General features: G+C 75.7%; 3 protein-coding genes. 2 read left to right on the top strand and 1 reads right to left on the bottom strand.

What is annotated here, in order from left to right; translation table 11 throughout:
- Together MNY62_RS25315 and MNY62_RS25310 are read left to right on the top strand one after the other, a co-directional pair.
- On the top strand, positions 1-1035 hold a 1035-nt coding region (locus MNY62_RS25315), incomplete at its 5' end, for a sensor histidine kinase (RefSeq protein ID WP_242347104.1).
- Between the two features lie 569 nt (positions 1036-1604).
- Complete coding sequence (locus tag MNY62_RS25310) at positions 1605-2783, top strand: HNH endonuclease (protein ID WP_242347103.1); 1179 nt, start codon at positions 1605-1607, stop codon at positions 2781-2783.
- A gap of 305 nt (positions 2784-3088) precedes the next feature.
- Here MNY62_RS25310 and MNY62_RS25305 read toward each other — a convergent pair.
- On the bottom strand, positions 3089-4481 hold a 1393-nt coding region (locus tag MNY62_RS25305; RefSeq protein ID WP_242347102.1), incomplete at its 5' end, for an MXAN_5187 C-terminal domain-containing protein.

Here is a 4481-nt window from a genome sequence, read left to right as displayed (position 1 = left end):
CGCCTCGGCGCGCTCGGGGCTCCCGCGCGCGAGCTCGCGCTCGGCCCGGCGGACGCGCCGGTCGCGACCGTCGAGGTGCGCCTCGCCTCCGCCGGGCTCGCCCGCGCCCGCCTCGTCGTGCTCGCCACCTTCCTCGCCGCGCTCGCGGCGGGCGTCCTCGCCGCGGCCGCCGTCGGCGCGCTCCTCGCCTCCCGCGTGACCCGTCCGGTGGACGCGCTCCGCTCCGCCGCGCTGCGCGTCGCGGCGGGCGACCTCGGCGCGCGGGTCGAGGCGGTTGGCGCCGGGGAGGTGGGCGAGCTCGTGCGCGCGTTCAACACCATGACCGCCGATCTCGCCGCGAGCCGCGGCCGCCTCGCGCAGGCCGAGCGCATCGCCGCGTGGCGCGAGGTGGCGCGGCGGCTCGCCCACGAGATCAAGAACCCCCTGACGCCCATCGCCATGAGCGTCGAGACGCTGCGCGACGCGCACGCGCGCGGCCGGTCGGACTTCGGCGAGATCTTCGACGAGGGCACTCGCGCGATCGGCGAGGAGGTCCGGCGCCTGAAGCGCATCGTCGACGAGTTCAGCCGGTTCGCGCGGCTGCCCGCCCCCGAGCGGGCCGCGATCCCCCCGGAGGAACTCGTCCAGTCGGTGCTCGCGCTCTTCCCGGCCCCGCCGGGCGGCGTGGCCCTGACACGCGAGGTCGAGCCCGGGCTGCCCCCGGTGCTCGCCGATCGCGATCAGGTCCTGCAGGTGCTCCTCAACCTGGTGCGGAACGCGCTCGAGGCGATGCCGGCGGGCGGCACCCTGCGGCTCGCGGCGCGCCGCGCCGGGCCGGCGGTGGCGTTCTCCGTCTCCGACACGGGGCAGGGCATCGGACCCGAGGAGCTGCCGCGCGTCTTCGAGCCCTACTTCACCACGAAGGAGGGCGGCACCGGCCTCGGCCTCGCCATCGCGCAGCGCATCGCGGAGGAGCACGGCGGCGCGCTCGAGGTCGCCTCCGCGCCCGGCGCGGGCGCGACGTTCACGCTGACGCTGCCGGCGGCCGCGATCTAACCGGGGGCTGCGCCCTAGGATTCATCACATCTCAGGGCCGACCGCCCGGAGGGCCGTACGCCGATGGACCGGCGTATGGATGCGCACATCGGACTCGGGCATCGACGAGGTGGGATCGCGCTGTCCGGGCAAGGTTCCGAGCGCCCAGCCGGAGTGGCGGGTGCAGGTGAGCGTCTATTCACCGAGAGTCTTGCCGTGGGCGCTCGCGCCCACGCTCGGAGGCGAGCCCGGAAGAGGCGCAGGCGCCTGAGTTGGATTCACTGAACGTAATCACTATCGCCAGAGGTAGTGACGGGCGTCTTGCGCGCTGCATGGCGATGTGAACAATCGGTCCCAGTTGCGGTGCGTGAAGAACGCCCTTGACTACTCCCCGCCGAAATTTCGCTCCGGGGTTCGAGGCGGCGCGACAGAGCCACTCACGCGCGCGCAGCTGGGCCGGGCGCGCGCGTTCGACCGCGGCATGGGGTCGCCGAGGGCACACCGAGAAAAGCCGCGCTCGCACGAGCCTGGAGCGCCTCCGGAGCTCCCGAAGACGCGTGTTACGAAGGGTGCATCTGGAGGTGCACTCCATGTCTTCGCTCGCACCCGCTTCCCTCGACTCGAACGTCCTCGCCGTTCGCCTGCGCGAGCTCGCCGGAGAGGAACGAAACGTCCAGGCGGACTTCCTCCTTCACCTCGACGAGTTCGAACGACGGCGCGCCTTCGTCGAGGCGGGGCATGCCTCGCTCTGGGCCTATTGCCTGAAGGTCCTCCACCTCCGGGAGGGGGCCGCCGGCCGCCGCATCCAGGCCATGCGCGTGCTGCGCCGGTTCCCGAGTCTCGAGGCGCCGCTGCGCGACGGGCGCGTGTGCCTCTCCACCGTGGGGCTCCTCGGCCCGGTGCTCACCGAGGAGAACGTGGACGACCTCCTCGCCCGCGCCGCGTACCGGACCCGCGCCGAGGTCGAGCACCTCGTCGCCTCCATCCATGCCCGCACCGCGCCGCGAGCGGGGATCCGCAAGCTCCCGGAGCGCGAGCCCGCCAAGGCGAGCGCGGCGCTTCCGCTCACGGCGCAGGACACTGGCGGGGAGCGCGCCGAGCCGCCGGATGGAGCAGCCGCAGCCCCGGTGCCCGACGCGCGCTCGACGTCGCCGGCCACCCGCGAGGTCGCGAGCGACAGGCCGAGGCGCCGGCCGGAGACCATGGCGGTCACCGAGAGCCACTGGTCGCTCCGCGTCACCGTCGACCGCGCCTGCAAGGAGGACCTCGAGACGCTCCGGTGTCTTCTCTCGCACAAGCTCCCGGACGGTGACCTGGGGGCGGTGCTCCACGAGGCGATCCGCTGCGCCATCGAGAAGCACGGCAAGCGCAAGGGCGCCGTCGCGCCGGAGCGAAAGACGAAGCGCCCGGAGTCGACGGCGGCGGCGTCCCCTGAGGCGACCTCCACGATCCCAGCGATAGTGCGCCGCGCGGTGTGGAAGCGCGACGGCGGGCGCTGCGCCTGGGTCGGTCCGGACGGGTGCCTCTGCAACAGCCGCTGGAAGCTCGAGCTCGACCACATCCGCCCCGCCGCGCTCGGAGGTCCCTCGACGATCGACAATCTACGGCTCGCCTGCCGTGCTCATAACCTTCTTCACGCCGAGAGGACCTTCGGACGCGAGCACATGGAGCGCTTCCGCCGCCACGCGGGCGACGGACCGACGCCGCTGAAGCGCTCTGGGGGAGCGGCCCCGCGTCCCGCCATGCAGCTGGGAATGTGGGGGCCGTGAGGACTTGCGGGCCGGAACGACTGCGCCCGCGCTCCGCGCGCGGACGGCGCCTCGCGGCCACAGCGGCACCGAAGCGACGGCGCTCCAACCGCCGTCGGGCGAGCGTTGCGACGCCGCGCGCGTTCCCGGGCCGCGCGTGCTCACCCCGTCGATGCCCTGCCGGCCTGCGCGCCGAGCCGCTCGTCGATTGGCAACCGCGTGCACGGTCGGCTGCCTGAGGATGTGATGAATGATGAGCGGCTGCGCCCCCGCCCCGGCGGACTCGCTCGCTCGTCGACTGTTCCCGTCGCTCCGCGGTAGCGCGGTCAACGAACCGGAGTCGCCTTCAGCGCGGCCTTCCCGTCCTTCACGTACACCTGGAACCGGACGGTCCGGCAAGCGTACTTCGAGACGAGGGCCGCCTTGTTCGAGGCGAGCTTCTGGGCGAACCGCTCGAAGGTGAGCCCGCCCGCCGCCTCCCCGCACTCGCCCCGGGTGCGCAGGAAGTCCGAGAAGACCTGCCGCCAGTGGGCCTGCTCGTCGTCGTCGTCGGGCGACGCGACCTGCGCGGCGGCCTGCAGGAGCTCGGCGGGCGCCGCGAGCGGCTCGTCCGCGGGCGGGGGCGGGGGCACGATCGCGGCGGGCCGCGCCGGCGCGACGCGCTCCGGCGCGGGCGGGACCGGCAGCACCGCGTCCGCGGCGGGCGGCGCGGGCGTGCGCAGCGGGAACTCGAACGCCGACGGGTCCGCCTCGGCGGGCCGGAGGGCGCGCGCGAAGAGATCCTGCCCCAGCGGCGGCGCAGCAGCGGGCGCCGAGGCCGCCTCCGCGGCGCGGTTCAGCGCGGCCGCGACGGTGCCGAGCTGACCGGCGAGCACGGGGGCGCGCGCGGAGAAGTCGCCCTTCTCGAGGCGCGCGGCCGCCGAGAGGAGCGGCTCGGGCAGCATCGGCGCCGGCTCGGCGGCGCGGACGAGGAGGCCGAACAGCACGGCGAGCGCGATCGCCACCCCCAGCGCGCCGATCACCTGCCACTGAAGGACCGCGATGGGCGCGAGGCTCGAGGCGGTGGGCGCCACGGCGATCACCGCGGCGCCCTTCACGCCCTCGAGGGCGATCGAGCGGACGCGGTAGCCGGGCGCGGGCCCGCCGAGGAGCGGCGCCTTCGGGAGCTTCACGGCGCTCACTCCGAGATCCACCGGGCCGAGCCGACCGGCGCTCGACGTCACCCCGACGACGCTCGCGGCCTTCACGATCGCGGCCGCGTCGGCGAGCGGGAGGACCCCGGCGGCGATGGGCTTGGCCTCGGGTGCGACGAGGAGCACCGGCACGCCCGAGGCAGCGGCGATCCCGCGGGCGAACGCCTCGCCCACCGGCGCGAGCACGACCACCCCGGCCCCGTCGCCCGCGGGCGCGGCGGCCGCGAAGAGGAGCTTCCCGCCGACGCGGACGTGACCGCGCGGGGAGCCGCCGTCGACCGCGGCGCGGAGCAGCGCTCCCGCCTCGCCGGCCGCCGTCTCGCGGCGCTCGAGCGTCTCGCGCGACGCGGCGATCACGGTGGTCCCGTCCGGCAGCCGGAACCCGAGGGCGCGCTCCGCACCGCCGAGCGCGGCGCGGGCGGCGCGCTCGGCCGCGACCTCCTGCGAGGCCGGGTCCGACGCCGCGGGCGCGGCGAGGCGTGCCCGGCGGCCCCGGGCGGCGGGGTCCGTCGCCGCGGCAGGCCCG

The organism is Anaeromyxobacter terrae (assembly GCF_022690685.1).
Lineage (GTDB): Bacteria > Myxococcota > Myxococcia > Myxococcales > Anaeromyxobacteraceae > Anaeromyxobacter > Anaeromyxobacter terrae.
This window is presented reverse-complemented; position numbering and strand designations above follow the sequence as displayed.